31 protein-coding genes and 2 pseudogenes are annotated in these 26534 nt (G+C 70.1%); 28 read left to right on the forward strand and 5 right to left on the reverse strand.

Going from position 1 to position 26534, the window contains the following annotated elements; all coding sequences use genetic code 11:
- The first annotated feature begins 76 nt into the window (after window positions 1-76).
- The 15 genes from rpsP (at window position 77) to HUW46_RS32190 (ending at window position 11157) form a co-directional block, all read left to right on the forward strand.
- Complete coding sequence (rpsP, locus tag HUW46_RS32120) at window positions 77-535, forward strand: 30S ribosomal protein S16 (protein ID WP_215542511.1); 459 nt, start codon at window positions 77-79, stop codon at window positions 533-535.
- Entirely contained in the window at window positions 532-771 is a 240-nt protein-coding gene (locus tag HUW46_RS32125; protein ID WP_017987579.1) for an RNA-binding protein, read from the forward strand. The genes rpsP and HUW46_RS32125 overlap by 4 nt, the downstream gene beginning before the upstream one ends.
- Before the next feature lie 11 nt (window positions 772-782).
- Window positions 783-1304: a ribosome maturation factor RimM gene (rimM, locus tag HUW46_RS32130; RefSeq protein ID WP_215542512.1), complete on the forward strand. Its 522-nt coding sequence runs from the start codon at window positions 783-785 to the stop codon at window positions 1302-1304.
- Window positions 1301-1993, forward strand: coding sequence for a hypothetical protein (locus tag HUW46_RS32135; protein WP_215542513.1), 693 nt, complete (start codon window positions 1301-1303; stop codon window positions 1991-1993). Before rimM ends, HUW46_RS32135 begins: the two co-directional genes overlap by 4 nt.
- Window positions 1994-1996: 3 nt before the next feature.
- The gene (trmD, locus tag HUW46_RS32140) at window positions 1997-2740 is read left to right on the forward strand and encodes a tRNA (guanosine(37)-N1)-methyltransferase TrmD (RefSeq protein ID WP_215542514.1); all 744 of its coding nucleotides are present in this window, start codon (window positions 1997-1999) and stop codon (window positions 2738-2740) included.
- Between the two features lie 151 nt (window positions 2741-2891).
- Window positions 2892-3263, forward strand: coding sequence for a 50S ribosomal protein L19 (gene rplS, locus HUW46_RS32145; protein WP_215542515.1), 372 nt, complete (start codon window positions 2892-2894; stop codon window positions 3261-3263).
- Window positions 3264-3293: 30 nt separating this feature from the next.
- Window positions 3294-4241 (forward strand): signal peptidase I, encoded by a 948-nt coding sequence (gene lepB, locus HUW46_RS32150; protein ID WP_215542516.1) that lies wholly within the window; start codon window positions 3294-3296, stop codon window positions 4239-4241.
- 88 nt (window positions 4242-4329) lie between these two features.
- On the forward strand, window positions 4330-5097 hold the full coding sequence (locus HUW46_RS32155) for a ribonuclease HII (protein WP_215550235.1): 768 nt from the start codon (window positions 4330-4332) through the stop codon (window positions 5095-5097).
- Window positions 5094-5417 carry a DUF2469 domain-containing protein gene (locus HUW46_RS32160; RefSeq protein WP_215542517.1) on the forward strand — a complete coding sequence of 108 codons (324 nt, stop codon included), beginning with the start codon at window positions 5094-5096 and terminating at the stop codon, window positions 5415-5417. Before HUW46_RS32155 ends, HUW46_RS32160 begins: the two co-directional genes overlap by 4 nt.
- A 174-nt stretch (window positions 5418-5591) precedes the next feature.
- Complete coding sequence (locus tag HUW46_RS32165) at window positions 5592-5972, forward strand: YraN family protein (RefSeq protein ID WP_215542518.1); 381 nt, start codon at window positions 5592-5594, stop codon at window positions 5970-5972.
- A 1-nt stretch (window position 5973) separates the two neighbouring features.
- The gene (locus tag HUW46_RS32170; RefSeq protein ID WP_215542519.1) at window positions 5974-7485 is read left to right on the forward strand and encodes a YifB family Mg chelatase-like AAA ATPase; all 1512 of its coding nucleotides are present in this window, start codon (window positions 5974-5976) and stop codon (window positions 7483-7485) included.
- A 149-nt stretch (window positions 7486-7634) separates the two neighbouring features.
- Window positions 7635-7853 (forward strand): hypothetical protein, encoded by a 219-nt coding sequence (locus HUW46_RS32175; RefSeq protein WP_215542520.1) that lies wholly within the window; start codon window positions 7635-7637, stop codon window positions 7851-7853.
- The gene (gene dprA / locus HUW46_RS32180; RefSeq protein WP_215542521.1) at window positions 7850-9004 is read left to right on the forward strand and encodes a DNA-processing protein DprA; all 1155 of its coding nucleotides are present in this window, start codon (window positions 7850-7852) and stop codon (window positions 9002-9004) included. Before HUW46_RS32175 ends, dprA begins: the two co-directional genes overlap by 4 nt.
- Before the next feature lie 142 nt (window positions 9005-9146).
- The gene (locus tag HUW46_RS32185; protein ID WP_215542522.1) at window positions 9147-10157 is read left to right on the forward strand and encodes a tyrosine recombinase XerC; all 1011 of its coding nucleotides are present in this window, start codon (window positions 9147-9149) and stop codon (window positions 10155-10157) included.
- Between the two features lie 154 nt (window positions 10158-10311).
- Window positions 10312-11157 (forward strand): FliA/WhiG family RNA polymerase sigma factor, encoded by an 846-nt coding sequence (locus HUW46_RS32190; protein WP_442860866.1) that lies wholly within the window; start codon window positions 10312-10314, stop codon window positions 11155-11157.
- Window positions 11158-11173: 16 nt separating this feature from the next.
- Here HUW46_RS32190 and HUW46_RS32195 read toward each other — a convergent pair whose 3' ends face one another.
- Complete coding sequence (locus HUW46_RS32195) at window positions 11174-11752, reverse strand: M23 family metallopeptidase (RefSeq protein ID WP_215542523.1); 579 nt, start codon at window positions 11750-11752, stop codon at window positions 11174-11176.
- Between the two features lie 419 nt (window positions 11753-12171).
- Here HUW46_RS32195 and rpsB point away from each other — a divergent pair, with 419 nt between their 5' ends.
- The 6 genes from rpsB (at window position 12172) to HUW46_RS32225 (ending at window position 17853) form a co-directional block, all read left to right on the forward strand.
- Complete coding sequence (gene rpsB / locus HUW46_RS32200; RefSeq protein ID WP_215542524.1) at window positions 12172-13035, forward strand: 30S ribosomal protein S2; 864 nt, start codon at window positions 12172-12174, stop codon at window positions 13033-13035.
- A 103-nt stretch (window positions 13036-13138) separates the two neighbouring features.
- Window positions 13139-13954 (forward strand): translation elongation factor Ts, encoded by an 816-nt coding sequence (tsf, locus tag HUW46_RS32205; protein WP_215542525.1) that lies wholly within the window; start codon window positions 13139-13141, stop codon window positions 13952-13954.
- 121 nt (window positions 13955-14075) lie between these two features.
- Entirely contained in the window at window positions 14076-14822 is a 747-nt protein-coding gene (gene pyrH / locus HUW46_RS32210; RefSeq protein WP_215542526.1) for a UMP kinase, read from the forward strand.
- A gap of 56 nt (window positions 14823-14878) precedes the next feature.
- Window positions 14879-15436 (forward strand): ribosome recycling factor, encoded by a 558-nt coding sequence (gene frr, locus HUW46_RS32215; protein WP_215542527.1) that lies wholly within the window; start codon window positions 14879-14881, stop codon window positions 15434-15436.
- Entirely contained in the window at window positions 15436-16389 is a 954-nt protein-coding gene (locus HUW46_RS32220; RefSeq protein ID WP_215542528.1) for a phosphatidate cytidylyltransferase, read from the forward strand. The genes frr and HUW46_RS32220 overlap by 1 nt, the downstream gene beginning before the upstream one ends.
- A 108-nt stretch (window positions 16390-16497) precedes the next feature.
- Window positions 16498-17853 carry an MFS transporter gene (locus HUW46_RS32225; protein WP_215542529.1) on the forward strand — a complete coding sequence of 452 codons (1356 nt, stop codon included), beginning with the start codon at window positions 16498-16500 and terminating at the stop codon, window positions 17851-17853.
- Here HUW46_RS32225 and HUW46_RS32230 read toward each other — a convergent pair.
- Complete coding sequence (locus HUW46_RS32230) at window positions 17786-18631, reverse strand: VOC family protein (RefSeq protein WP_215542530.1); 846 nt, start codon at window positions 18629-18631, stop codon at window positions 17786-17788. The two genes, HUW46_RS32225 and HUW46_RS32230, sit on opposite strands and share 68 nt — an antisense overlap.
- A gap of 158 nt (window positions 18632-18789) precedes the next feature.
- On the opposite strand from HUW46_RS32230, the gene HUW46_RS32235 reads away from it, so the two are divergent.
- On the forward strand, window positions 18790-19599 hold the full coding sequence (locus HUW46_RS32235; protein WP_215542531.1) for a class I SAM-dependent methyltransferase: 810 nt from the start codon (window positions 18790-18792) through the stop codon (window positions 19597-19599).
- Here the strand turns inward: HUW46_RS32235 and HUW46_RS32240 are convergent.
- Together HUW46_RS32240 and HUW46_RS32245 are read right to left on the reverse strand one after the other, a co-directional pair.
- Window positions 19548-20171 carry a PadR family transcriptional regulator gene (locus HUW46_RS32240; RefSeq protein ID WP_215542532.1) on the reverse strand — a complete coding sequence of 208 codons (624 nt, stop codon included), beginning with the start codon at window positions 20169-20171 and terminating at the stop codon, window positions 19548-19550. The two genes, HUW46_RS32235 and HUW46_RS32240, sit on opposite strands and share 52 nt — an antisense overlap.
- A 136-nt stretch (window positions 20172-20307) precedes the next feature.
- A pseudogene (locus HUW46_RS32245) lies at window positions 20308-21177 on the reverse strand (LysR substrate-binding domain-containing protein); the annotation flags it as partial.
- 83 nt (window positions 21178-21260) lie between these two features.
- On the opposite strand from HUW46_RS32245, the gene HUW46_RS32250 reads away from it, so the two are divergent.
- Entirely contained in the window at window positions 21261-22277 is a 1017-nt protein-coding gene (locus HUW46_RS32250) for a serine hydrolase domain-containing protein (protein WP_215542533.1), read from the forward strand.
- Here the strand turns inward: HUW46_RS32250 and HUW46_RS32255 are convergent.
- Window positions 22234-23106 (reverse strand): LysR family transcriptional regulator, encoded by an 873-nt coding sequence (locus HUW46_RS32255; RefSeq protein ID WP_215542534.1) that lies wholly within the window; start codon window positions 23104-23106, stop codon window positions 22234-22236. The two genes, HUW46_RS32250 and HUW46_RS32255, sit on opposite strands and share 44 nt — an antisense overlap.
- 69 nt (window positions 23107-23175) lie before the next feature.
- Here HUW46_RS32255 and HUW46_RS32260 point away from each other — a divergent pair, with 69 nt between their 5' ends.
- From HUW46_RS32260 to HUW46_RS32280, 5 genes and pseudogenes are all read left to right on the forward strand, one after another.
- On the forward strand, window positions 23176-24072 hold the full coding sequence (locus tag HUW46_RS32260) for an EamA family transporter (protein ID WP_254125099.1): 897 nt from the start codon (window positions 23176-23178) through the stop codon (window positions 24070-24072).
- Window positions 24073-24092: 20 nt separating this feature from the next.
- Window positions 24093-25214: a 23S rRNA (adenine(2503)-C(2))-methyltransferase RlmN gene (rlmN, locus tag HUW46_RS32265; RefSeq protein ID WP_215542535.1), complete on the forward strand. Its 1122-nt coding sequence runs from the start codon at window positions 24093-24095 to the stop codon at window positions 25212-25214.
- 74 nt (window positions 25215-25288) lie between these two features.
- Window positions 25289-25534, forward strand: coding sequence for a FitA-like ribbon-helix-helix domain-containing protein (locus tag HUW46_RS32270; RefSeq protein WP_215542536.1), 246 nt, complete (start codon window positions 25289-25291; stop codon window positions 25532-25534).
- Window positions 25531-25962, forward strand: a complete 432-nt coding sequence (locus HUW46_RS32275; protein WP_215542537.1) for a type II toxin-antitoxin system VapC family toxin — start codon at window positions 25531-25533, stop codon at window positions 25960-25962. Before HUW46_RS32270 ends, HUW46_RS32275 begins: the two co-directional genes overlap by 4 nt.
- A pseudogene (locus HUW46_RS32280) lies at window positions 25952-26113 on the forward strand (23S rRNA (adenine(2503)-C(2))-methyltransferase RlmN); the annotation flags it as partial. The gene HUW46_RS32275 and the pseudogene HUW46_RS32280, both read left to right, overlap by 11 nt.
- Window positions 26114-26534: the final 421 nt, after the last annotated feature.

Consider the following 26534-nt stretch of genomic DNA (forward strand, 5'->3'; position numbering starts at 1 on the left):
GGCGTCGCTTTCGGGATCCCCACTCCGTTCGCGCGGCCGAACCTCGTACCGAGAGAACTGAGGAGTACCCACACCCGTGGCCGTCAAGATCAAGCTGCAGCGTCTCGGCAAGATCCGTGCGCCGTACTACCGCATCATCGTCGCCGACGCGCGTACCCGCAGGGACGGCAAGGCCATCGAGACGATCGGCAAGTACCACCCCAAGGAAGAGCCGAGCCTGATCGAGGTCGACTCCGACCGCGCCCAGCACTGGCTCAAGGTCGGCGCCCTGCCCACCGAGCCCGTCCAGCGGATCCTCGAGATCACCGGTGACTGGCAGAAGTTCAAGGGCCTGCCGGGCGCCGAAGGCACCCTGAAGGTCGCCGAGCCGAAGCCGTCCAAGCAGGACCTGTTCAACGCCGCGCTGGCCGCCGCGGGCGAGGAGCCCTCGACCGAGGCCACCACGCCGAAGAAGAAGTCCGCCAAGAAGGCCGACACCGAGAAGGCTGACTCTTCAGCGGCCAAGGCTGACGAGGGCGAGAAGGCCGAAGCGTGAGCTTCCTTGCCGACTCTCTCGAGCACCTGGTTCGCGGGATCGTCGACAACCCGGACGACGTCCGCGTCGACCTGATCACGACCCGCCGCGGCCGCACCCTCGAGGTGCACGTGCACCCGGACGATCTCGGCAAGGTGATCGGCCGCGGTGGCCGCACCGCCACCGCACTGCGCACCGTCATGGGCGGTATCGGTGGCCGCGGCGTCCGGGTGGACGTCGTCGACACCGACCGCTGAGCGCGCTTTCGATGGAGGTCGTGGTCGGACGCGTCGCCAAGGCGCACGGCATCACCGGCGAACTCGCCGTCGACGTGCGCACCGACTCGCCGGAGCAGCGCTTCGCGGTCGGCGCGGCGGTGACGACCAGGCTCCGCGACGGCAGCACGCGCGAACTCACCGTGGCAGCCGCCCGCCAGCACAGCGGGCGGCTGCTCGTGCGTTTCGAGCAGGTTCTCACCAGGGACGTCGCCGAGACGCTCCGCGGCGCGCTGCTGCTCGCCGACACCGGCGACCTGCCGCCGACGGACGATCCCGACGAGTTCTACGACCACCAGCTCGAAGGCCTGCGCGCCGAGCTGGAAGACGGCACGGTCGTCGGCAAGGTGCTCGAGGTGGTGCACTCGCCCGGCGGCGAGCTGCTTTCGCTCGACCGCGACGGGGAAGCGGTGCTCGTGCCGTTCGTGCGCGCGATCGTCCCGGTGGTCGACATCGACGGGGGCAAGGTCGTGCTCGACCCGCCCGAAGGACTGCTCGACGGGAAGTACGAATGAAGCTCAGCGCGGTGCTCGGAGCGGTTCTCGTGCTGGTGACGGCGGCGCCCGCGCACGCCGAGGCCGAAACCTACGCCGACTACACGATGATGTTCCAGCGCTCGTTCGGTCAGTACGCGCCGGCCGACGGCGCGCCGGGCCAGTGGGCGTGGTCGCCCACTTCGCCCACCGAGTCCGACATCTCGTGGGGCGACCCGAAGACGTGGCCGCCCGACTACGCCGAGCACTTCGTGCACGCCGGTGACTGGGTGCTGCTCGACGGCTGGCGCGGCAACGGCACCTACTACCGGCTCCGCGTCACCAAAGAGACCTACTGCGCCCCCGACTGCGTCACGCTGCCTTCCGACGGCGGCCGCCAGCACTACGCGCGCTGGACCGTGCCGACGGCGGACTACCGCCTCGAAGCCGCGGGCACGATCACCGAGGAAAGCTCGGGCAAGGTCTTCGACTTCACCCACACCCAGACCTGGGGCGCCCCCGCGCCGTGCCACAACCAGCGCTTCGCCGATCGCACCTGCGTGACCCAGTCCGAGGCGTGGGCGGACAACCGGACCGCGCCGGGCACCCCGGTGCAGGAGAACCTCCGCCGCGACGTCCGGATCGCGAAGGGCCTCGGCATGGCGTTCCTGATCGACAACCCGCCTCCGAAGCCGTGGCACGCCGAGGCCATCGGGTACGGGAACTGGTAGCCCGTGCGGATCGACGTCGTCACGATCTTCCCCGAGTACCTCGACCCGCTGCGCGCGGCGCTGCTCGGGCGCGCCATCGACCGCGGCCTGATCGAGGTCGGTGTGCACGATCTCCGGAACTGGACGCACGACGTGCACCGGGCCGTCGACGACGCGCCCTACGGCGGCGGGCCGGGCATGGTGATGAAACCCCAGATCTGGGGCCCGGCACTCGACGACGTCTGCGGCGAGCGCACGCGGCTCGTGGTCCCCACCCCGGCCGGGAAGCCGTTCACCCAGGCCATGGCGCGCGAGTACGCCGCCGAGGAGCACCTGGTGTTCGCCTGCGGCCGCTACGAGGGCATCGACCAGCGCGTGATCGACGACGCCGCGCGCCGGATGCCCGTCGACGAGGTCTCCATCGGCGACTACGTGCTCGTCGGCGGGGAGGCCGCCGTGCTGGTCGTGGTGGAGGCCGTCGTGCGGCTGCTGCCCGGCGTGCTCGGCAACCCGGTGTCCGCCGAGCAGGACTCGTTCTCCGACGGCCTGCTCGAAGGCCCCAGCTACACCCGCCCCGAGGTGTGGCGGGAGCTCGCCGTGCCCGAGGTCCTGCGTTCGGGCAACCACGCGCTGATCGACCGCTGGCGCCGGGACAGAGCGCTGGAACGCACCGCCGAGCGCAGGCCGGACCTGCTCGACGCGCTGCCCGAAGGTAGCCTGGACAAGGCGGACGAGGCCTTGCTGGCCGCGCTGCGCGAGCGGTCCTGAGGGTCGCCGCGTGCCGGTCACCGGCCGTCTGCCATACTGTTTCGGTTGGCGCGTGCGGACCAGCCCGCCATACCAGCCCCCGGGTCGATCGCAGGAGCAGTACGGCGCGCCCGGAAGTACGTAAGCCACACGAAGGACGAGGACGGACCCGATGAACACCCTGGACGCCCTGGACGCTCAGTCGCTGCGTTCCGACATCCCGGACTTCCGGCCGGGCGACACGCTGAAGGTGCACGTCCGCGTCATCGAGGGCAACCGCGAGCGCAACCAGGTCTTCCAGGGCGTCGTGATCCGCCGCCAGGGCGGTGGCGTGCGCGAGACCTTCACCGTGCGCAAGGTGTCCTTCGGCGTCGGCGTGGAGCGCACCTTCCCGGTGCACACCCCGAACATCGCGAAGATCGAGGTCTTCAAGCGCGGTGACGTGCGGCGCGCGAAGCTGTACTACCTCCGCGACCTGCGCGGCAAGGCCGCCAAGATCAAGGAGCGCCGCGAGGCCCCCCGCGAAACGACCTCTGCCTCCTGAGTAGTCCTCCGGTTACCGTAGCCTGGCGACGTGGTCGAACCTGTGTCCCAACACGCTGCCGAGGATGAGCCCGACCGTTCCGAGTCGGATCAGGCGGATCAGCCCGCCGGTCACGAACGGGGTCGCAAGGGCAAGCGGCGCAAGGCGAAGAAGCAGCGCTCGTTCTGGGTCGAACTGCCGATCCTGATCGTCGTCGCGCTCGTGCTGGCGTTCGTCTTCCAGCAGTTCTTCGCGAAGGTGTACACCATCCCGTCGGGCTCGATGGAGAGCACGCTGCACGGGTGCCCCGGCTGCTACGGCGACAAGATCCTGGTCGACAAGATCGTCTACGACTTCACCGAGCCGACTCCCGGCGACGTGGTCGTGTTCAAGGGTCCCGACCCGTGGGTCGAGAACGAGGCGCTGCCCGAGCAGTCGTCGAACGCGTTCGTCCGGTTCCTACAGAACATCGGTTCGGTGTTCGGCCTGGCGCCACCCGACGAACGCGACTTCGTCAAACGGGTCATCGCGACGGCGGGCCAGACGGTCCAGTGCTGCGACGCGAAGAACCGCGTGATCGTGGACGGCAAGGCGCTCGACGAGCCCTACCTGCACTGGGAGTCGGAGTCCAAGAAGACCCAGGAGCCGTTCGACCCGGTGAAGGTGCCCGCGAACTCGGTGTTCGTGCTCGGCGACAACCGGAACGACTCGTGCGACTCGCGCTGCCAGGGCGGCGGTGGCGAGCGCGGCACCGTCCCGGTCGACAACATCATCGGCAAGGCGCGGATCATCGTGCTGCCGCCGAGCCGCTGGGGCGGGGTCACCGATCACAACCCGCAGGAGAACTCGCAACCGGTCGCGGTGGCGTCGGGCCTGAGCGCGCCGTCGTGGCAGGAAGGCATCCCGATCGGGTTCGGTGCCATCGCGGCGTGGCCCGCGCTGGCAGGCGGCCGGCGCGTCGCGTCGGGTGTCCGCAAGGTGGTCAAGCGAAGGCGATAGCGGCGTGAGTCCGGTCCGGTCCCCCAAGGTCAAGGTCAAGAAGCCCAAGGCACTTGCGCTCGCGCACCTGTACCGCCCGCCGCGTGCGGTGGTCCGGGGTGACAACGCGTGGAGCCTGCAGTCCGCGCTGGACCGGCGCGGGCTCGGGCCGGTCGCGGGAGTGGACGAAGCGGGGCGGGGCGCTTGCGCCGGACCCCTCGTCGTGGCGGCCTGCATCCTCCGGCCGGGTGACGCGGCGAGGATGCCGGAGCTGACCGATTCGAAGCTGCTGACCGCGGCGGCACGCGAGCGGGTCTACGACCGCGTGCTCGCCCGCGCCGTGGACTACGCGATCGTCGTGATCCCCACCGAAGAAGTCGATGCGCTCGGCGTGCACGCGGTGAACGTGGAGGGCATGCGCCGCGCGGTGTCCGGGATGCGAACGCCGCCGGGATACGTGCTCACCGACGGGTTCGGCGTGCCGGGGATGCCCGCGCCGAGCCTGGCGGTGATCAAGGGGGACCGCGTCGTGGCCTGCGTCGCCGCGGCGTCGGTGCTGGCCAAGGTCACCAGGGACCGCATCATGACCGGCCTGCACGACGAGCATCCCGGCTACGGTTTCGACGTGCACAAGGGCTACAGCACGACGGAGCACGTCGAAGCGCTCACCGCCAACGGGCCGAGCGCGGTGCACCGGTGGTCGTTCGTGAACGTGGCCGCGGCGGGGGTCGCGCACGGCCGCCGGGCACCTCACCGGGTCGTGTTGAGTGCGGCGGCGTTGGAGGTGGCGAGCGCGCCGTTGCGTGCCGTGGAGGACGGCTTGGGTAAGAATGGACGTTCCGCCGCACGATCGCGAGGAGGGGCGCGGATTTCATGAGCGCAGAGGATCTCGAAAAGTACGAGACGGAAATGGAGCTGTCGCTGTACCGCGAGTACCGCGACATCGTCGGCCAGTTCTCGTACGTGGTGGAGACCGAGCGTCGGTTCTACCTCGCCAACGCGGTGGACGTGCAGGTTCGTGACGGGGGCGGCGAGGTGTACTTCGAGGTCAGGATGTCCGACGCGTGGGTGTGGGACATGTACCGGCCGGCCAGGTTCGTCAAGAACGTCCGCGTGATCACGTTCAAGGACGTCAACGTCGAAGAGCTCGACAAACCCGATCTCCGGCTCCCCGAGGACGGCCCGTTCGGCGGCTGATCCGCATAGCACGCGGTACCGACACTCCGGTGCCCTCCCGGCCGATCCCGGGCCGGGTTGTCCACAGCACCCCACTTGTCCACAGGTGTCCCGTTGGGCCCTTGGCTGCCCGCTTCGTCCCCTGGGACCGTGGGTCGCACACGAAACGTGAGTGTGCCGACCCTGGGGGTAACCGTGGAAACGCTGATCAGACCCGAACCCGCCGAGCACCTGCGGCTGGGCCGTGCGGGCGAGGAACTGGCCGTCGGTCATGTCCGCTCGCTCGGGCTCGTCGTGCTGTCCCGAAACTGGCGTTGCCGTGACGGCGAACTGGACCTGGTCGCCACCGACGGCGCGCAGCTGATCGTCTTCGAGGTCAAGACCCGCTCCGGCGACGGCTTCGGCCAGCCCGCCGAGGCGGTCACGCCGGAGAAGCAGGCCAGGATCCGGCGCTGCGCGCACCGCTGGCTGCGAGAGTTCCGCGTCGGCTGGTGCCCGATCCGCTTCGACGTCATCGCGATCGTCTGGCCCGCTGGCGCCCGTCCGCGCCTGCGCCACCTACCAGAGGCGTTCTGACATGCCTCTGGCACGCACTTGGTCGGTGGCGCTGCTCGGGATCGACGGGAAGCCCGTGGAGGTCGAGGCGGACATCGGTGGCGGGGTCCCGAAAGTGACCCTCGTCGGGCTGCCCGACGCGGGGCTGCGCGAAGCGAAGGACAGGGTCCGCTCGGCCATCCGCAACGCGGGGGAGCCGTGGCCGGACGGGAAGGTGACGCTGGGCCTTTCCCCGGCGAACCTGCCGAAGCTCGGGTCGGCGTACGACCTGGCCATCGCGGTGGCCGTACTCGCGGCCTCGGCACGGGTGCCCTCGCTCAAGGCGCTCAACTCCGTGCTACTGGGCGAGCTGGCACTCGACGGCAGAGTCCGGCCGGTGCGCGGGATCCTGCCGGGGTTGCTCGCCGCCCGCGCGGCCGGAATGCGGCGAGCGGTCGTGCCACGCGAGTCGCTGTTCGAGGCCGCGCTCGTCGATGGCGTGGACGCACAAGGCGCCGGGCACCTTCGCGATGTCGTCGCCTGGTTGCGCGACGAAGGGGAGTTGGCGCCGCCGTCGGAACCGGGAGAACCGGTCGAGGAGCCCGCTCCGGACCTAGCCGACGTGGTGGGCCAGCCGGAGGCGCGCTGGGCGTTGGAAGTTGCTGCCGCCGGTGGGCACAACCTGCTGCTCACCGGTCCGCCAGGGGTCGGAAAGACCATGCTCGCAAGGAGATTGCCGGGCCTGCTGCCGGTTCTGTCCAGGGCTGAGTCGCTGGAGGTCACCGCGGTCCAGTCCGTCGACGGCTCGTTGTCGGTGTCCTCGCCGCTGGTGAAGGTGCCGCCGTTCGTCGCCCCGCACCATTCGGTTTCGGTCGCCGCACTGATCGGCGGTGGCAGCGGTCTCGCCGCGCCCGGCCTGATCAGCAAGGCGCACCGTGGCGTCCTCTTCCTCGACGAAGCCGCCGAATTCGGTGCGCACCGCCTCGAATCCTTGCGGACCGCGCTGGAAGACGGCGAGGTGCGCATCGCGCGGCAGCGGGGATCGGTCTGCTACCCGGCGCGGTTCCAGCTCGTGCTCGCGACCAATCCCTGCCCGTGCGCGCCGCCACGCGAGACGGACTGCACGTGTTCGCCCTCCGCACGCCGCCGCTACCTGGCGCGGCTGTCGGGACCGTTGCTCGATCGGGTGGATCTGCGCGTCCGGCTGCGCCCGCTGACCGCGCTGAGCTTGCACGAGGCAGGCACGCCCGAACCGACGGCGGCGGTGCGCGAGCGGGTCCTCGCCGCCAGGGAGCGCGCGGCCGATCGCTGGGCGGAGCGCGGCTGGCGCACCAACGCCGAGGTGCCGGGGCCGATCCTGCGGCGGGAGTTCGCCTTGCCGGGCTCCGTCACGAGCCTGCTGGATCGCGGCCTCGACCGCGGCGCGGTGACCGCGCGGGGCGCCGATCGGTGCCTGCGCATCGCTTGGACACTGGCGGATCTGGCCGGGCTCGGCCGCCCGGAGGCCGAACAGGTCGCGAGCGCGCTCGAATTCCGGGATCGGAGGGCGGCGTGAAGTACTTGCGGAACGCGCCTTCTCCCACCGGCTCTCCACCACGGGAATGGCTGCCTGGCCCGAGGGAACGGGTCATCTGGTGCGGTCGGATCGCCGCTTCCCAGGACGTTGCCGAGTCGTGGCCGTCGCCTCCGCCTCGACGTGTGCCGATGCCGGTTCGCGGTCGAGCGTGGCGCGGTGTCGTCGCACGGTCCCATGGCGTCGTGTTCGTCCCGGTGCTTCCCCGGTGGCCGGGCCGTGGTGCCGATCCCGTCCGGTACGCGATGCCGTCACCCGATGCGCCCTGGGCGCGGCTCGTGTTCGCGGGGTGGGTGCCCGCGGCGGCGTCCGCGATCGCCCGCTGGCGTCGGCGGGACGGTGCGGCATGACCGGCGCGGTGGACGAGGAACGGGTGGCGAGGGCGTACCTGCTGAGGGTGGCTGAGCCGCCCGCGCCGTCGCTGGTCCGGTTCGTCGAGGAAAACGGGCCCGTCCTAGCCGCGGCGCTGGTGCGCGCGGAACGGTGCCCGGCACGGGTGCGCGACGAGACGGTGGCCAGGAAGGACCAGGCACTCGCCGAGCACGATCTCGCCGAGGCGAGCCGCCTCGGGGCCCGGCTGGTGATCCCCGAGGACGACGAGTGGCCTGCGTGGCCGTTGCTCTCGCTGGAGCAGGCATCCGCACGCGGGCTCACCGGTGTCTCGCCCCCGCTCGGCTTGTGGGTCCGGGGCGACGAACGGCTCGACGAGGCCGCGGACAGGGCGGTGTCCATCGTCGGCGCTCGCGCGGCGACCAGCTACGGCGAGCACGTCGCGTCGGAGTTCGCCTACGAACTGGCCGGCAGGGGAGTCCCGATCTTTTCCGGCGCCGCCTACGGCATCGACGGTGCGGCGCATCGCGGTGCGCTCGCCGCCGACGGCACCACCGTGGCGGTGCTCGGATGCGGCCTCGACGTCGGCTACCCGGCGGGCCACGTCGCCCTGCTCGAACGGATAGCCGAACGAGGGCTCGTGCTCACCGAGTACCCACCGGGCACCCCGCCCGCGCGGCACCGGTTCCTGGTCAGGAACAGGCTCATCGCCGCCCTCACCGAAGGAACGGTCGTCGTCGAGGCTGGTGCTCGCAGCGGCGCCCGCAACACCGCGTGCACGGCAGGGGCGCTCGGCAAGGTGGTCATGGCCGTGCCGGGGCCGATCGGTTCCGCGATGTCGGTCGGTTGCCACCAGCTCATCCGGGACGCGAGCGCCACGCTCGTCGCTTCGGTGGCCGATGTCGCCGAGACGGTCGGCCGCTTCGGTGACGGCGGCGCAGCAGGCGACGAGGGACCGCCCAAGCCGCGACGCCCGACCGATGGCCTCGCCAAGGACGCGCTCCGCGTTCACGAGGCGCTCGGTCTGCGCAAGGGGAAGTCCGCCGAACAGGTCGCCACCGAGTCGGGCATCGAGGTTTCGAAGGTGCGGGCGATCTTGCCCGCGCTCGAAATCGACGAACTCGCGGAACGGTGCGACACCGGTTGGCGAAGACGGAAGGAGGCCCGCTGAAACCGGAAGCTTGTTGACACGACGGCAAAAACCATCGGAAGGAGTGCCCGGGTATCGAACTGATGCCGATTACCGCGAGCGAGCAGGGCGGAGGTGTGGCGATGCTTGACCAGCGGCCGTTGATCGCGCAGCGTAATGGTTCATGTCGTCTTCCCACGGTCGCGACCACCCGCGGCGACCCGACCTCCGGCGGGTCCGTGCCGCGTTGCCGCGCGCTTCGGCCGAGGTCGTCGACGACTACGAACGCCACCTGACGCTCGAGCGGGGGCTGTCCGAGCACACGGTGCGGGCCTACCTCGGCGATGTGGTGCTGCTGCTGGCCTACCTGCACGGCATCCCCGTCCACGGCGAGGAGCCCGGCGGGGTCACCACGACGCTCGAAGACCTCGACGTGGCGGTGCTGCGGTCCTGGCTCGCCGTGCAGCACACGTCGGGGGCGGGCCGGACCACGCTCGCGCGCCGTGCGGCGGCGGCTCGGACGTTCACCGCGTGGGCGCGGCGCCGGGGAGTGCTCGAGAAGGATCCCGGGGCGCGCTTGGTGGCACCGAAACCGCACCGCAAGCTGCCCGGGGTGCTGCGGCCCGAGCAGGCGGACGCGGCGCTCAGCGCGTCGGAAACCGGGGCGGGCGAGCAGGATCCGATCGCCCTGCGCGACCACGCACTGCTCGAACTGCTCTACGCGACCGGCGTGCGGGTGTCCGAGCTGTGCGGCCTCGACGTCGACGACGTGGACTTCGAGCGGCGCGTGATCCGCGTGCTGGGCAAGGGGAACAAAGAACGCACTGTGCCGTTCGGGCAACCTGCCGAGCGGGCGGTGCGGGCTTGGCTGAGTGGTGGCAGGCGTGTGCTGGCGGTGCGGCGGGAAGGGGCGGGTGGCGCCCTCTTCCTCGGTGCCCGCGGTGGGCGCGTGGACCAGCGGACGGTGCGCAGGGTGGTGCACGACGCGGTCGGTTCGGTGCCGGGCGCGACCGAGATGGGCCCGCACGGCCTGCGGCACTCGGCGGCTACGCATCTGCTCGAAGGCGGTGCGGACCTTCGCAGCGTTCAGGAGTTACTCGGTCACGCTACGCTTGCCACCACGCAGCTCTACACTCACGTGACCGTCGAGCGGCTGAAGGCTATCCATGACCGAACGCATCCCCGCGCCCGATGATCGCGGGCGAGAACCGGTGCAGGCCGGTCGGCAGCCGGTGCGCGTGGACGAGCGTGCCCGGAAAACGCCGAGCCCCCGTGAGGGAGGCGGTGCGCGCAGGAACCCCTACGAGCCTGGAGACCGAACTGACCCCGCCGCCGAGAACGGCCTCCCCGTGACCGCCGACCTGCGGGTGACCGATACCCGCGAGCCGGGCGCGGAGCCGCCAGCGCCCGTCGCGCCACGAGACTCGGGCACCGAGGTCGACGTGGCCATCCGCGCGCTGTGGCGCCAGTTCGTGGACGAACCGCAGCAGCGGATCCGCGATCGGCTCGTGCTGCACTACGCGCCGCTGGTCAAGTACGTCGCGGGCCGCGTCGGCACCGGCCTGCCGACCCATGTCGACGTCGGCGATCTCGTGCAGTCCGGCATCTTCGGCCTCGTGGACGCCATCGAGAAGTTCGATCCCGAGCGCGGGCTGCGCTTCGAGACCTACGCGATGCAGCGGATCCGCGGCGCGATCCTCGACGACCTCCGCTCGCAGGACTGGGTGCCGAGGGTGGTCCGCAGCAGGGCGCGCGAGGCCGAGCGCGCGCTGGAGCGGCTCGGTGCGCGGCTGCACCGCACGCCCACCGACGCCGAGCTCGCCGCCGAGCTGGACATCTCGCTCGACGACCTGCGCGATCTCTACGGCCAGCTCCAGCTGACCAGCGTGGTCGCGCTCGAAGACCTCGTCGCGGTGGGCAAGGAGAGCGGCTCGCTCGTCGACACCCTGCCCGACGACGACGCGGTCGACCCGGTCGCCGCCCTCGTCGACCAGGACAACCGCCGCCAGCTGGCCGAGGCCATCGCCCAGCTCACTGAGCGCGACCGGATCGTGGTCAGCCTGTACTACTTCGAAAGCCTCACGCTCGCGGAGATCGGCAAGGTGCTCGGCGTGACCGAGTCCCGCGTCAGCCAGCTGCACACCAGGGCGGTCCTGCGGTTGCGCGCCAAGCTCGTCGAGCAAGCCGGAGTCTGAGCCGAATCGGTAACGGTCACAAGCCCTCCCAGGGTTTCAGGCGGATCTCGGTGTCGGTCATGACCAGTGCCAACGGGTCGAGATACTCCTCGCCGCGCCGGACGCCCCAGTGCAGGCACACCGCGACCGCGCATTCGGGGTGGCCCGCGATGACGGTGCCGAGCGGCTGGCCGCGGTAGACCTGGTCGCCCGCCGCGACCGCCGGGACGACCGGCTCGTAGGTGGTGCGGAGCCCGCCGTCGTGGTCGACCGAGACGACGCCGCGCCCGGCGACGGTGCCCGCGAACACCACCACGCCCACACCGGCCGCGAGCACCTGCTGGCCTTCGGCGGCCGCGAGGTCGACGCCGCGGTGGCCGGGGCCGTACGGGTCGGCGGGCGCCTCGAACGTCCTGGTGACGGACGGTTCCGGGGACAGCGGCCAGGCGAACCGCGGCTCCGGCTCGGCGCCCGCGCGCAGAGGCAGGGTGAACGCGCAGGTGAACACCACGATCGCGACCGCGAGCCCGAGCCGTGAAGACCGCGGTCTGGCGCGGCGGTGCCTGCCTCGCCGCGACGGCTTGGGGAACGGGAAATGCGCTGGGACAATGCTCATGGCTCCTCCGTCGGGGAGCGCACGTCGTCGGTACTCATGGGACCAGCGTCTCGGGCGGGCGGCGGTTACGGGGCGGCCGCGCGGCATCTGTGGACAACTCGGGGGCGTGTGGACAACCGGCCCGTTCGGGACCGCCGGTGCGGCCCCCTTCGCGGCCCCGGCGTACACTATCCGGCGCAGCCTGTGCAAGCGGGCTGACTTCGCGTGCAGTGCATGTTCCGGGTCTTCGCTGGTCCTGTCGTTCGAACGGACCGGCTTCCGGAAACACGGCGCCCGGCGGTCCCCGAGGTCCTCTCCCCGGGGTCCGGGCACCAGCACCGCACCAGGGCCGCCGGTCACCTGACCGGTAGCGATAAAACCGACACGCGAGCCGGTGCGGACGCCCGGCTCGCACGACAAAGAAGAGGTTGATCTCGGCCATGGCCGTCGTCACCATGAAGCAGCTGCTCGACAGCGGCGTGCACTTCGGGCACCAGACCCGTCGGTGGAACCCGAAGATGAAGCGCTACATCCTCACCGAGCGCAACGGCATCTACATCATCGACCTGCAGCAGACGCTGACCTACATCGACCGTGCGTACGAGTTCATCAAGGAGACCGTCGCGCACGGCGGCACCATCATGTTCGTCGGCACCAAGAAGCAGGCGCAGGAGGCCATCGCGAGCGAGGCACTCCGCGTGGGCATGCCCTACGTGAACCAGCGCTGGCTCGGTGGCATGCTGACCAACTTCCAGACGGTGCACAAGCGGCTCCAGCGCCTCAAGGAGCTCGAGTCGCAGGAGCAGACCGGCGGTTTCGTCGGGCTGACCAAGCGCGAGATCCTGACGCTGACCCGCGAGAAGGACAAGCTGGAGAAGACCCTCGGCGGTATCCGCGACATGTCCAAGGTGCCCAGCGCCGTGTGGATCGTGGACACCAAGAAGGAGCACATCGCGGTCGGCGAGGCGCGCAAGCTCAACATCCCGGTCGTCGCGATCCTCGACACCAACTGCGACCCCGACGAGGTCGACTACCCGATCCCGGGCAACGACGACGCGATCCGGTCGGCCGCGCTGCTGACCAAGGTCGTCGCCGAGGCCGCCGCCGCCGGTCTGCTCGCCCGCTCGGGCCGCAACGGCTCCGCGGTCGAGGGCGCGGACAAGCCCGAGCCTGGTGTCGCCTCCGACGAGCCGCTCGCCGAGTGGGAGATGGAGGTCCTCGCCGGTTCCGAGGCCGCCGCCGGTGACGCCGAGAAGGCCGCCGACAAGGTCGAGTCCGCCACCGAGCAGACCACCTCCGCCTGAGTGACCGCCGACGTGCGGCTCGCCCGGCACGGGCGGGCCGCACGTCGCGAGGCTGTACCCGAACAAGATTCCGCGCGTACCGAAGAAGGACGGACAACGCACGATGGCGAACTACACCGCCGCAGATGTGAAGCGCCTGCGCGAGCTCACCGGCGCCGGCATGATGAACTGCAAGAAGGCGCTCGAGGAGAACGACGGCGACTTCGACAAGGCCGTAGAGTTCCTTCGCATCAAGGGTGCGAAGGACGTCGGCAAGCGCGCCGAGCGCGCCACCGCGGAAGGGCTCGTCGCCGGTCACGGCGGCGTGCTCATCGAGCTCGACTCCGAGACGGACTTCGTCGCGAAGAACGAAGAGTTCCAGCAGCTCGCCGAGAAGATCGTCGCGGTCGCCAAGGCCACCAAGACCGAGGACGTCGAGAAGCTGAAGGCCGCCGAGCTCGACGGCAAGACCGTGAACGAGGTCGTGCAGGAGCTGGCCGCCAGGATCGGCGAGAAGCTCGAGCTGCGCCGGGTGGCGTCCTTCGAGGGCACCACCGAGACCTACCTGCACCGCCGCGGTGCCGGTCTGCCGCCCGCCGTCGGCGTGCTCGTCGAGTACACCGGTGGCGACGCGGACGCCGCGCGCAACGCCGCCATGCAGGTCGCCGCGCTCAAGGCGCGCTACCTCACCCGCGACGAGGTCCCGGCCGAGATCGTGGAGAACGAGCGCAACATCGCGGAGAAGACCGCTCGCGAAGAGGGCAAGCCCGAGCAGGCCATGGCCAAGATCGTCGAGGGTAAGGTCAACGCCTACTACAAGGACAACGTGCTGCTCGAGCAGCCGTCGGTGACCGACAACAAGAAGACCGTGAAGGCTCTCCTCGACGCCGCGGGCGTGACCGTCACCCGGTTCGCTCGCTTCGAGGTCGGCCAGCAGTAGGTCGCCAGTTTCACCAGCAGCACCGCACTGTGCCCCGTCTCCGTCGGCATCGGGGACGGGGCACAGTCGCGAAAGACGGACGAACGACCAACGAACTCCAACGACGCGGAGGCGGCAGAGCATGAGTGCGGAGCGACCCAGCGGCGGCTATCGGCGGGTACTGCTCAAACTCGGTGGGGAGATGTTCGGCGGAGGCGCCGTCGGTGTCGATCCCGACGTCGTGCACTCCGTGGCCGTGCAGATCGCGGATGTCGTCCGCACCGGCGTGCAGATGGCGGTGGTCATCGGCGGCGGTAACTATTTCCGCGGTGCCGAGCTTTCGCAACGCGGCATGGACCGCGACCGGGCCGACTACATGGCCATGCTCGGCACCGTGATGAACTGCTTGGCGCTGCAGGACTTCCTGGAAAAGGAGGGCCTGCCAACGCGCGTGCAGAGCGCGATCACGATGGGCCAGGTCGCCGAGCCCTACATCCCGCGCCGCGCGGAACGGCACCTCGAGAAGGGCAGGGTCGTCATCTTCGCCGCCGGGGTGGGGATGCCGTACTTCTCCACCGACACCGCGGCCGCCCAGCGCGCCCTCGAGATCGGCTGCGAAGCGGTGTTGATGGCGAAGGCCGTTGACGGCGTGTACACGGCGGACCCGAAGAGCGACCCCGCCGCGAAGATGTTCCACGAGATCACGCATCGGGAGGTGCTGGAACGCGATCTGAAGGTGGCCGACGCGACCGCGTTCAGCCTCTGCATGGACAACAACATGCCGATCATCGTGTTCAACCTGCTCACGGAGGGGAACATCGCCCGCGCGGTGGGCGGTGAGAGGATCGGCACACTGGTGAGCACCCCCGCCGGTGGGCCGTCGGCCTAGACCTGCTGGGATTCTCCCCAGCTGGAACAAACCACTCACTCAACGGGAGTAGAGCCGTGATCGACGAGACCCTCCTCGATGCAGAGGAGAAGATGGAAAAAGCGGTGTCCGTCGCGAAGGAGGACCTGGCGTCGGTGCGTACCGGCAGGGCCACTCCCAACATGTTCAACCGCATCGTCGTCGAGTACTACGGCGCGCCGACGCCGCTCAACCAGCTCGCCAGTGTCAACGTCCCCGAGGCGCGGATGGCGATCATCAAGCCGTACGACGCCACGCAGCTCGGTGCCATCGAGAAGGCGATCAGGGAGTCGGATCTCGGGGTGAACCCCGGAAACGACGGCACGATCATCCGCATCGTCATCCCGCAGCTCACCGAGGAGCGGCGCAAGGAGATGGTGAAGGTCGCCAAGGGCAAGGGCGAGGACGCGAAGGTGTCGATCCGCAGCGTCCGCCGCAAGGCGAAGGAAGAGCTCGACCGCATCCAGAAGGACGGCGAAGCGGGTGAAGACGACGTCGTCCGCGCCGAGAAGGAGTTGCAGAACCTCACCGACTCCTACGTCGGCCAGGTCGAGGAGCTCGTGAAACACAAAGAAGCCGAGCTTCTCGAAGTCTGATGTCCCAGGTGAGCGACGAAGAGCGCGAGGAGGTGGCGGGAGACGGCGGCCCCGCCACACCGCGTTCCGGCGAGCCGGTGAAGCCGTCGGAGGAGAGCCCCTCCGACGACCCGGAGGAGAAGCCGGTGGAGAAGAAAGCCTCGCGCGCGGGCCGGAACCTGCCCGCGGCCATCGCGGTGGGTGTCGTCCTCGGCGCCGCGATCATCGTTTCGTTGCTCACCACCCGATTTCTGTTCATCGCGATCATCGCGGCCGCGATCGCGGTGGGCACGATCGAGTTCGCCGGTGCCCTGAAACGGGCGGCGAACATCGAGGTCGCGCTGATCCCGCTGCTCGCCGGTGGCCAGGCGATGATCTGGCTCGCCTGGCCGTTCGGGCGCGAGGGCGCGCTGACGGCGTTCGTGCTGACCGTGCTCGCCTGCCTGCTCTGGCGGCTTCCCGGGGGCACCGAGGGCTACCTGCGCGACGTCAGCGCGACCGTGTTCGCGGCGGCCTACCTTCCCCTGTTCGCGTCGTTCGCCGCGATGCTGGTGCCGCCGGAAGACGGGGCGGGCCGGGTGCTCGCGTTCATGATCGGCGTGGTCGCCTCGGACACCGGCGGGTACGCGGCCGGTGTGCTGAAGGGCAAGCACCCGATGGCGCCTTCGATCAGCCCCAAGAAGTCCTGGGAGGGCTTCGCGGGGTCGATGGTGGCCGGTCTCGTCGGCGGCGCGCTGACCCTGACGCTGCTGCTCGACGGGCACGTCTGGCAGGGGTTGCTGTTCGGTGCCGCGATCGTGCTGACCGCGACGCTCGGCGATCTGGTCGAGTCGCTGATCAAGCGGGACCTCGGGATCAAGGACATGGGCACGATGCTGCCGGGGCACGGCGGATTGATGGACCGTCTCGATTCGCTGCTGCCGTCGGCCGTGGTGTCGTGGCTGTTGTTGTCAGCCTTCGTCCCGACGCCCTGAGCGGTCGGGTCACTCGCGGGTAGCCAGGCCGCGTCGGTTTCCGGGATGCCACCGGCCGCGCGCGACAGTTCGTGAGCCGCCGAAGCGTTCGCGGGATTCACTCGGCACATGATCACCGCACCCACGGCGGCCGGGAGCAGGCTCGCGCTCACGGCCGTCTGCCTCGGCTTCCTGATGATCACCCTCGACGCCACGATCGTGAACCTCGCCCTGCCCGCGATCGCGGACGACTTCGGTGGCACCGGAATCGCGGGCCTGCAATGGGTCGTCGATTCCTACACCATCGCGCTGGCCGCGTTCCTGCTGATGTGGGGCTGGGCTGGCGACCGGTTCGGCGCGCGGCGCGTGTTCGTGCTCGGCACCGCGATCTTCGTGGTCGCGTCGGCGGCCTGCGCGGTGGCGACCGGGCTGGCGGTGTTGATCGTGGCGCGGGCGGTCCAGGGTTTCGGCGCGGCGGCACTGCTGCCGTCCTCGCTGGCGCTGATCGTGCACCAGTTCCCGGACGCGCGGGAGCGCGCGCGGGCGCTCGGCGTGTGGGGCGGGATGAGCGGGATCGGGCTCGCGGCCGGGCCGGTGCTCGGCGGGCTGTCGGTCGGGTTGCTCGACTGGCGGCTGGTGTTCGCGGTCAACGTCCCGGTCGGACTGGCCGGGATCGGGCTGGCGCGGCGGCACGTGCTGGAAAGTGAGCCGTACCAAGGAAAACGCGTCGACTGGACGGGTCAGCTGCTGGGCACCGCCGCGTTGGCGTGCCTCGTCGCCGCGTTCATCGAAAGCGGTGCGGCCGCCATCGCGCTCTTCGCGGGCGCGTTCGCCACGACGGTCGCGTTCGTCGTGGTGCAGCGGCGCATTCCCGAGCCGCTGGTGCCGCCCGCCGTACTGCGGATCAGGGCGTTCTCCGCGGCCACCGCGATCGGCTGGCTGTTCAACTTTTGCCTCTACGGAGTCCTTTTCTGCCTCGCGCTCGTCCTGCAGCGCACCTGGCAGCTCTCGCCGCTGGCGGCGGGCATGGCACTGGTCCCGGTCACCGTCGCCGTCGGCTGCGGTGCTTTCGTCAGCGGCAGGCTCATCGCGCGCTGGGGGCCGAAGGCCCCGATGTTCGCCGGGGCGTCGGCGGGACTGGTCGGTTCGGCGGGATTGGCTTTGGCAGGCCACGAATTGGCGTGGTTCTTCGCGGCCTCGGTGCTGTTCGGCTGCTGCTCGCTGGCGATGCCCGCGATGACCTCCGTCGCGATGGGCGCCGTGCCGGACCGGCCCGGCCTGGCCGCGGGCGTGCTGAACGCGGCCAGGCAGACCGGCGGTGCGATCGGTGTCGCGGTGGTCGGCGGTTTCGCCCCCGAGACGGGGATGTGGCTCGTCTCGGCGGGTTACGTGCTCATCGCGTGTCTTGTGCCCGCGACTAGTCGACGTACGGATCGTCCACTTCGGCTCTCCCGTAGCCTTCGACGACCTGGGAGTGGTCGATGATCGAGAAGACGGCGCCGTCCGGGTCGGCGAGGACGGCGATCCGGCCCCACGGGGTGTCGTACGGCTGGATGACGACCGTGCCGCCGAGCATGATCGCGTGGCCGGCGGTGGCGTCGGTGCCGCGGGCGGGGGAGACCTCGAAGTAGACCATCCAGTGCGGCGGCGTGTCCGCGCGGTACTCGGGCCCCATCACGTACCGGTACAGCACGGACTCGTGGTCGAGCCGCCATTCCGCGTAGTCGATGCTGTGCGCGTCGCCGATCTGCTGTGCGGTGTAACCGAAGAGGCGGCAGAAGAAGTGGTCCGCCGAGTTGCCGTCGTGGGTGTTGAGATCGGCCCCGGTGAACGTGGCGGGCATGTCGGTGCCGAACTCCCAGCTGTCCGGCGGCTGCCAGAACACCACCGGCGCGCCGGACGGGTCCAGCGCGTGCAGGATGCTGCCGCGGTCGGGGATGTCGATGGGACCGAGCGTGGTCCGGCCGCCGAGGTGCTCGACCCACTCGGCCGCGGTCACGATGTTGCGCACCGACAGGTGCAGGATCCACCCCGGCGGCTGGCTGCTTCCCGCGCGGTAGAGCCCGCCGACCGAGATGCCGTCGAGGCTGGCGATCGAGTAGCGCCCCGTCGGCGTGGCGGGATCTCTGTTGACCTGGTACTTCCAGCCGAACAGGCCGCCGTAGAAGTGTTCGGCCGCGGTCTCGTTCCTGCTCGCGAGCTCGACCCAACACGGGAGCCCGGCTGGTAGAACCGACACCGTCCTCGGTGACATCACCGACATTGCTGCCCCTCTCACGCGCCGTCGTGAGGTTGTGATCCTACGTCGAACCGGGGACGGTGCTGGCTCATATGACACCGTTCGCAATACGACAGTGTCTCTTCGGGTACCGCGCGTGGTCGGGTCAACCTCAGCGGGTGAGAGTCGAATATCCTTCGCGGGTGAGGAAATCCGCCCGCAGGGGCCGCAAGGCGGACGTGCTTCCCAGTCCCAACATCTGGTACTACCCGAAGGCCTACGAGGTCGAGAACCGCGCGCAGGACGTCGGCGGTGAGATCTGGCGCGTGCTCGGCGAAGAGGCGCCCTGGGCGGGGCGGGACGTTCTCGACATCGGCTGCGGCGACGGGTTCCACCTGCCGCGGTTCGCCGAGACCGCGCGGTCCGTGCTCGGCGTCGAGCCGCACGCGCCATTGGTGCGGCGCGCGGCCGAGCGGGTCGCCGAAGCGCCGAACGCGAGCGTCGCCGCCGGTTCGGCACAACGGCTCCCCGTGCCGGACGCGAGCGTGGATGTGGTGCACGCTCGTACCGCGTACTTCTTCGGGCCCGGCTGTGGCCCCGGGCTCGCCGAAGCGGATCGCGTGTTGCGTCCCGGCGGGCGGCTCGCGATCGTCGATCTCGACGTGTCGAGCGAGCCGTATGGCAGGTGGATGCGCGAGGACCTCCCGGACTACGACCCGCCAGAAGTCGAGAAGTTCTTTGCCGCACAAGGGTTTTGCTGTCGCCGCGTGCGCACCGAGTGGCGTTTCGACGACACCCGCGCGATGGCGGAGGTACTGCGGATCGAGTTCAGCCCGCGCGTGGCCGAGCTCGCGATCGCGGAGGTGCTACGGATGAACCCGGCCACTTCGGCCGGAGTGACGATGCCGGTGGGCTACCGCGTGCACGTGCGCGCGCGGCCCGCCAGCATCGTCCTCGGTCGTCACTCGGCGTCCTCGTCCGAGGCTTCTTCGATCTCGCCGAGAATGGCGTAGATCGACCGCCGCGCTTCGTTGAGCACCTCGATCGCCTTCGCCTTCTGGCTCGGCGTGCCCGCCTGCGCGACCTGCATGATCGCGGCGAGCAGCGGCCCGCCCGCCTTGCGCAGGTTCAGGTCGTCCGGGTCGGCGTCGTCGGCGATCTGCTCCCACGGCGGCGCGCCTTCGTGCGCCTTCGCGGCTTCCTGACCGGCTTCGGTCAGTTCGAAGAGGCGCTTGCCGCCCTCTTCCTTGCTGATGACGAGGCCTTCGTCGGTGAGCAGCTGGAGGGTGGGGTAGACCGAGCCGGGGCTCGGCCGCCACAGCCCGTCGCTGCGCTCGGCGATTTCCCTGATGATCTCGTAGCCGTGCCGCGGGGACTGCTCGGTGAGCAGCGCGAGGATCGCCGCGCGGACGTCACCGCGCCTGCCCCGCCTGCCGCCGCCACGACGGTGCGGCCCGTGCCCGCCCCTGCCGCGGCCACCGGGGCCCCAGCCGGGAGGGAACTCGCCGAACCCGCCACGTGCCCACGGGCCGAAAGCGCCGCGGACGTGCGGCGGGGGAAATTCCTGGTTGAAGGGGTTTCGCATGATCGGAGTCCTTTCTCGATGTTGTTCCGACACGTTGACGATATATCGGAACCGGTCGCGATGCAACTAGCGACTGTCGACGCAGGCGAGCAGGCAGGCTCCGACCTCGTGCAGGTGGGCGAGAAAAGCGCTGGTCGCGGGGCTGCTGGGGGCGTTCGGCGGGCAGCGTCACGCCGACGGAATGACGTACGCCGGGCAACGGTGTCGGCAGCACGGCGAACCTGTCGTCTTCCTCGGCGACGAGTGCGGGCAGCGCCGCGACGGCCTCCGTTTCGAGTACGAGCTGTCGCAGCGTGAGGATCGAGTCGCAGTCGACGCGATCGGCCGGGAGCGCGACGCGCTCGTGGACGAACGCGTCCTCCAATTCGCGTCGAAGGTCGGTGCCGGGCAGCGGGAACACCCACGGCAGCCCGGCGAGCGCGGCCAGCGCGGTGTCGCCGCCGAGCACGGCGTGCCCGGTGCGCACGACCAGCCGGATCGGCTCGTCGTAGAGGCATTCCTGGGTCAGCGGGGAGGGCGCGGTCATCGGGCCGAGGCGGCCGACCACGACGTCGAGGCGGCCCGTGAGGAGATCTTCGTGCAGCACGGAGAGCCGGTCCTCGCGCACGACGACGGTCAGCTCGGGGTGGTCCCGCTTGAGGCGCGCGATCGCGCGCGGCACCAGGAGGTTCGCGCCCGCGAGATGCGTGCCGACGGTGACCGTGCCGCGGTCGGCGCCGTTCAGCTCGGCGACGTGCCTGCTCGCCTGCCGCAGATGTCCCAGCACCGCGCGGGCGTGCTCGACGACGGCGCGGCCGACCGCCGTGGCCGTGATCCCGCGGGGCCCGCGGTCGAACAGGCGCGTGCCGACGATCTCTTCGAGCTCGCGGAGCGCCCGCGTGGCCGCGGGCTGGGTGATGCGCAGGTGGTCCGCGGCGCGGACCACGCTCCCGTGTTCGGCGAGCGCGTCGACGAGCGTGAGGTGGCGGATCTTGAGCCTGCCGTCGAGGAGCTGGGGTGGCTTCATGACCGCACGCTATGCCGATTTCGGTATGGCTGGCCAGAAATCGGCATTTGCCGGGCATGGCGCGTGCGGGTCACGATCGGGGCGTGAACTGGGAACTGATCGACGAGGCCCTCGCCGCGGAAGTCGACGCGGGACGGCTGCCGGGTGCGGTGATCGGGATTCTGCACCGCGGCGAGGTCGTGCACCTGAGCGCGGTCGGCTACCGCGATCCGGTGGCGAAGGCGCCGATGACCGCGGACACGCTGTTCTGGCTGGCGTCCATGACGAAACCCGTGACCACCGCGGGCGCGCTCCAGCTACTGGACCTCGACACCGAGCTGGGCGATCTCCTGAGCGAGTTCGCCGGCCGCGCCCCGCAGCCGACCGTGCTCGATCTGCTGCGCCACACCTCGGGCATCGTGGAGGGACTGCTCGGATCGACCGAGGTGCACCGGCGGTACGCCGACGTCGTCGGCGACGGCATGACCGCCTTCACCGGTGACGAGTTCGCCGGACGGCTCGCGCCCCTGCCGTTGTTGCACGCGCCCGGCACCAGGTGGCACTACGGCTGGGGGCTCGACCTGGTCGGGCTGGCCGTGGAGCGGCGCACCGGCGGACGACTCGGCGACTTCCTCCGCGACGCGGTGTTCGAGCCGCTGGGGATGACCGGAACCGGGTTCGGCGTCGCCGATCCGGACCGGTACGCCAGGCCGCTGCCGGGCGAGAGCCTGCCGGACCTCTCCCGGGCGCGGTTCGATTCCGGTGGTGCCGGGCTGGTCGGCACCGCGGCGGACTACCTCGCCTTCATCGCCGCGCTACTGGGCCATCGGCCGCTGTTCGCGCCGTCCATCGTCGACGGGATGACCACCGACCGGCTGGACGCGGGCACCGAGGTGCGCGACCTGGAGGAAATGCGGCCGGGCCACACCTTCGGCCTCGGCGTCGCGGTGCACCGCGAAACCGGCGCGTTCACCTGGCCAGGCGCGGGCGGCACGACGTGGTGGGCGGATCCGAAGCGGGATCTCGGCGTGGTGTTCCTCGCCCACGCGCCGGGGCGGGCGAAGCGGAACCACGCGCTCATCGGCGAGCTGGTCGAGCGGGTTTTCGATACAGGTCGGTGAGCAGCGCGACGGCGGCGTGCGTCAGCGGGTGCGGGTCGTGACGGCGCCAGACCAGGCGCACGTCGATCGGCGGGGCACCGCGCAACGGCACGAACTTGACGCCCTCGCGGCGGTACTGGGCGACGGTGCTTTCCGGGGTGATGCCGACGTGGCCGCCGCCCGCGACCGCGGCGAGCCAGTCGTCGACGTCCTGGCTGTACTCGATCTTGGGCCTGCGGTCCCGCGGCCACAGGTCGACGGTGGTCGTCCCGGTGCGCCGGTCCACGAGCACGGTCCTGGTCAGCACGTCGTCGAGCGAGATCGATCGGCGGGAAGCCCACGGATCGGTCACGGAAACGGCGCAGTACCGGCGTTCGCTGCCGACGACGGCGCCCGCGAAGCGCCGTTCGTCGAACGCCGTGCGCACCACGGCCAGATCGCAGTGGCCTTCGGCAAGGCCGCCGGTGGCCGAATGGGTCCGGATGAGCCGCAGTTCGACGTCCGGGTACCGCTCCGCCCACTGCCGTTGGAACGCCAGCGTGCGGCGTCCCATCGCGGCCCAGGCGTGCCCGATCCGGAGCCGGGTGTGGCCCGTGGTGGCTTCGAGCACCAGTTCGTCGGCATCGGCGAGCAGGTGCCGGGCCCTCGTCAGCACTTGGACGCCCGCCGTGGTCGGCAGGACGCTCCGGCTCGTCCGGTGCAGCAGGCGCACGCCGAGCACGTCTTCGAGCGCGATGAGCGTGCGAGAGACCGCGGCCTGGGACACGCCCAGTTCGATGGCGGCGTCGGTGAAGCTGCCCGCGTCCGCGACGGCGACGAGCGCCCGCAGATGACGCAGTTCCAGATCCATGCGTTCAGCGTATAGCAGCGTCGTTCTATGCATTTTGGTTATGTGGCGCGCCAGTGCACGCTGCGGTGCATGGAGACGCGTGCGACGGAAGGGCGGCGCTCGGCTGGAGTGGCGCTGATGCTCGGAAGCGGGATGGCGAACCAGGTCGGCGCCGGTGTCGGCGCACTGGCCTTCCCGGTGCTCGGCCCGCTCGGCGTGGTCGCGGTGCGGCAGTGGGTGGCCGGGATCGTGCTGCTCGCCGTCGGCAGGCCGTCGCTGCGCTCGCTCACCTGGTGGCAGTGGCGGCCCGTGCTGGCGCTGGCCGCGGTCTACGCCACGATGAACCTGTCCCTCTATGCCGCGATCGACCGCGTCGGGCTCGGACTGGCCGTGACACTGGAATTCCTCGGCCCCCTCGCCGTGGCGCTGGCGTCCGCGCGGCGCCTGCTGGACGGCGCCTGCGCGATCGCCGTCGGCGTCGCCGTGCTCGTGCTGACCCGGCCGAAGCTGAGCACCGACTACGTCGGCATCGCGCTCGCGCTGATCGCCGCGGCTTCGTGGGCGGGGTACATCCTGCTGAACCGCGTCGTCGGCGCCAGGGTGCCCGGGGTGCGGGGAAGCGCCGCCGCGGCCGGGACCTCGGCGCTGTTCTACCTGGCGGCCGGGATACCGGTTCTCATCCAAGCGCGCCCGTCCCTGCTCGTGCTCGGGTGCGCGGCCGTCGCGGGCCTGCTTTCGTCGGCCGTGCCGCTGCTGTTCGACCTGCTCGCGTTGCGGCGCGTGCCCACCCGGTTCTTCGGCGTGTTCATGAGCGTCAACCCGGTGCTGGCCGCGCTCGTCGGCCTGGTGGTGCTGCACCAGCCGCTGGCGTTGATCGACTGGTTCGCGATTGCGGTGGTCGTGCTGGCGAACGCGGTCAGCCTCGTCACCGTGCGGCCGTCGGCCCAGGTCACGCCGCCGCGCCCCACCTGTCGCGCGGCACGCTGACCATGGGACACTATGGAGTCGTGTCGACTCTTCCTTTGGTGTTCGAGGCCCCTCGGCGTGGGTTGCCGCCGAGGCACCTCGCCGATCTTTCCGCGAGCGAGCGCGCCGCCGCCGTCGCCGAACTCGGCGAGAAACCCTTTCGTGCCAAGCAGTTGTCGAACCACTACTTCTCGAGGCTGACCGTCGACCCGGAGGCGATGACCGACATCCCGGCCGCCTCGCGCCAGCGGCTCGTCGACGAGCTGATGCCGCCGCTGCTCACCGAAGTGCGCGCGCTGGCGTGCGACGACGGCAGCACGCGGAAGACGCTGTGGCGCGCGCACGACGGCACGCTGCTGGAAAGCGTGCTGATGCGCTATCCAGGGCGGGCCACGCTGTGCATTTCGAGCCAGGCGGGCTGCGGCATGGCCTGCCCGTTCTGCGCGACCGGGCAGGGCGGTCTCGACCGGAACCTGTCCACCGCGGAGATCGTGGACCAGGTGCGCTCGGCGGCCGCCGTGATGCGGGACGGCCTGATGCCGGACTCGTCCGGGAAACCGAACCCCGGCCGCCTGTCGAACATCGTCTTCATGGGCATGGGTGAACCTCTGGCCAACTACAAGCGTGTGGTGGCGGCGGTGCGGCGGATCACGGAGCCCGCGCCGGAGGGGTTGGGCATTTCGCAGCGTTCGGTGACGGTCTCGACCGTGGGTCTTGCTCCTGCCATTCGGAAGTTGGCGGATGAGAAGATGCAGGTGCGGTTGGCGGTGTCGTTGCATACTCCGGATGACGAGTTGCGGGATACGTTGGTGCCGGTGAACAACCGGTGGTCGGTGGATGAGGTTCTTGAGGCTGCTCGTTATTACGCGGACACTTCGGGTCGCCGGGTTTCGATCGAGTATGCGTTGATCCGGGACATCAATGATCAGCCGTGGCGGGCGGATTTGCTGGCGAAGCGGTTGCGGAAGCATTTGGGTCATTTGGTGCACGTGAATTTGATTCCGTTGAATCCGACGCCGGGGTCGAAGTGGGATGCGTCGCCGAAGCCGGTGGAGCGGGAGTTCGTGCGGCGGGTCAACGAAGGCGGTGTCGCGTGCACGGTGCGGGACACTCGCGGCCAGGAGATCGCCGCCGCCTGCGGCCAGCTTGCCGCTGAGGGCTGAGCTGTTCGATTCGGTACTGGACTTTACCTGACCATGCTAGCATTGACTGCAATGACAGCATGGGAGGGTGCTGGATGGCGAGCCTGACTATCCGTGATTTCGACGAGGGCCTGAAGGCGAAGCTGCGGGTTCGCGCTGCTGAACACGGCCGTTCGATGGAGGCCGAGGTCCGCGCGATCCTTGCCTCCGCGCTGACCAAGCCAGCACCCGGGCCGGGGATGGGGTCGAGGATCCGGCAGCGTTTCGACGGCGTCGATGAGCTGGCATTCGAGCCTCCGCGACGGGTAGAGCAACCACGAGCCGTGGAGCTTCCCGAGTGATCGTGCTCGACACCAACGTCGTCTCCGAGTTGATGAGACAAGCTCCCGACGACGCCGTGGTCGGCTGGGTCGATCGGTACCCAGCCGATGAAGTCTTCATCTCGGCTGTGACGGCTGCCGAACTCACCTATGGCGTTGCTCGGCTGCCAGACGGCCGACGAAAAGCCGTACTCGCGGCGAAGGTCACGGAGTTGCTGTCCGAGGACTTCCACGATCAAATCTTGCCGTTCGACGTGGTGGCTGCCAGGTACTACGGCGAGATCGCCGCCGAGCGCGAGGAGCAATGCCTTCCGATCAGTATGGCCGATGCGCAGATCGCCGCTGTCTGCCGACGCTTCGTAGCGTGTCTCGCGACGCGCAACATCAAGGATTTCGTCGGCACCGGTATCACGGTGCTCGATCCTTGGGGCGACGCGTCCGAGTTGTAAGACGCCGGGGTCGAAGTGGGATGCGTCGCCGAAGCCGGTGGAGCGGGAGTTCGTGCGGCGGGTCAACGAAGGCGGTGTCGCGTGCACGGTGCGGGACACCCGCGGCCAGGAGATCGCCGCCGCCTGCGGCCAGCTCGCCGCTGAGGGCTGACTCACGAGACCGATTGACGAGCCTTGAAAGCGCAGTCCTGTGGTCGAGGACGACGTGGCGGCGGTCGACCCTGGCGTGTCAACACTGTCGACCTGTATTGAAGCAGGTCGCCGACGGCCGATTCGACCGAACGGATGGGCCTTGCGGTCGTGCGGAGCGGATCATGGGGTATCCAAGGGAAGTGATCGCGACGCGCTGAGGGGTGCCCTGCTGCTTGGCGATGTTCGGGCGGGTAACCGATTGTCATGCTGCACCTTTTTCGTCACTCCGTGGGCTTCTGTTGCGCATGCACCGAAGATAGCCGTTGCGTCCTTTCATCGGCATGAGCGCGCCTTCGCGTAGAAGCCCGATCAGCGGCGGAAGAGTGCGATTGGGTGCCGAGATCCCGCGGATCTGTCATTCGGTCTCGATAGCTCGGTTT

This window comes from Amycolatopsis sp. CA-230715, assembly GCF_018736145.1.
Lineage (GTDB): Bacteria > Actinomycetota > Actinomycetes > Mycobacteriales > Pseudonocardiaceae > Amycolatopsis.